The following is a 1639-nucleotide window of genomic DNA, read 5'->3' as shown; positions in this document are numbered from 1 at the left end:
GCCCAGCCGTTTGCTTTTCCTAGTACTGTTACTTTTTCACCATTTTTTAAGTTTCCTAGAACCGAGCTACTTGTATTTGCCGCACTTCTTACTCGTAAGCTTGTCGCGTTAATTGTTCCTACTTCTTGCGTTCCATTTTTAATCGTTGCATCTGATGTTTTCGGTTGTTCCGGCTTTTTTATCTCTTCTGTGTTGCCATCAATTTTCACAAACTCTAACGATACATAACCTTCTTTTCCTTGATAGCTTATTTTTGCCCAACCATTCGCTTTTCCTAGTACTGTTACTTTTTCACCATTTTTTAGGTTCCCTAAAACCGAGCTACTTGTATTCGCTGCGCTTCTTACTCGTAAGCTTGTTGCATTGATTGTTCCTACTTCTTGTGCTCCATTTTTGATTGTTGGTTGCAGTTGCTTTTGGCCAGAAGTGTCAGGTGTTTGAATTGCATCTCCAAATTTTAAAAACTCTAAAGATACATATCCCTCTTTTCCTTTATATTCAATCTTTGCCCAGCCGTTCGCTTTTCCTAATACCGTTACTTTTTCATTTTTTTGAACATAGCCAATCATTGAACTACCTAGAGTTGGACTATTACGTACATTCAAACGAGTTGCCGTAACAATTCCCTCTTCTTTTTGTCCATTATTAATCGTTAATTGTTGTTTTTGTTCAACGTTTGGATTTCCATTCGAAAATCCTAAAAATTGTAATGTGACATACCCCTCTTTTCCATCATGAGAAATTTTAGCCCATTCTTTTTCCTTACTTAAAACTTGTACATTTGTTCCCTTTTTTACTGTTCCTATAACTTTCCCTTGAGTTGTAGGTTGTTCACGTATATTTAAATTTGTTGCATTTACTGTCGCTAAATTATTACTTTCTGCAAAGGCATGCGTCGAAATAAAAGATGTTGCTGTCGCTAGAAATGTACCTGTTATTATTTGTTTTGTTGTTTGTTTCATAATTTTTTATAAGAATATAAGAAATCCTATATTCTTCAGCCCTCCCTTTTTTATTCTTCTTACTATTAATCTTAACATATCATTCCGAAATATTTATTTTGAATATCTAAATATAGCCATAAAATTTGTGAACATCTTATCTATATAGTTTTTTGCATAAAACTATATCTCCTATGAAATATTACAAAGGGATGTATTTTAGATGGAATATTAATTTTTCAGGAGGAAAACAATGACAAAAATCTTCATTTTAGCATCAACACTTTCTTTATCTTTTTTTAGCGGCTTGAATATCGGTAATGCAGCCACGGAAAACTTCTCTCCAACAAACGCTATTGTACAAAACAGCGATCATTTAGCAGAAGGAAACTCAAAAGATAATAATAAACCTCCAGGAAGCAACGGTTCTGATGGCAGCGGTTCTGATGACAGCGGTTCTGGTGGCAGCGGCTCTGATGGCAGTGGTTCTGGTGGCAGTGGTTCTGGTGGTAAAGGTTCTGGTGGTAAAGGTTCTGGTGGCAGCGGCTCTGGTGGCAGCGGCTCTGGTGGCAACGGTTCTGGTGGCAAAGGATCTGGTGGCAAAGGATGTGTTGGAAATGGATATGGGGCCCAAGGGTGTTTTCGAGATGCAGCTGATAGCAGTTCACAATGTGGAAAAGTAAAAGATAAAAATACAA

At 36.9% G+C, this 1639-nt stretch carries 1 protein-coding gene and 1 pseudogene; one reads left to right on the top strand and one right to left on the bottom strand.

Features of this window, described 5'->3' with window-relative positions:
* Positions 1–962, bottom strand: a 962-nt coding sequence (locus JDS81_RS29725) for an SH3 domain-containing protein (RefSeq protein WP_199688682.1), incomplete at its 3' end; no start/stop codon positions are given.
* A gap of 232 nt (positions 963–1194) precedes the next feature.
* On the opposite strand from JDS81_RS29725, the pseudogene JDS81_RS29720 reads away from it, so the two are divergent.
* A pseudogene (locus tag JDS81_RS29720) lies at positions 1195–1639 on the top strand (cell wall anchor protein); the annotation flags it as partial.

The organism is Bacillus cereus group sp. N31, assembly GCF_016483245.1.
In the GTDB taxonomy this organism is placed as follows: domain Bacteria; phylum Bacillota; class Bacilli; order Bacillales; family Bacillaceae_G; genus Bacillus_A; species Bacillus_A toyonensis.
This window is presented reverse-complemented; position numbering and strand designations above follow the sequence as displayed.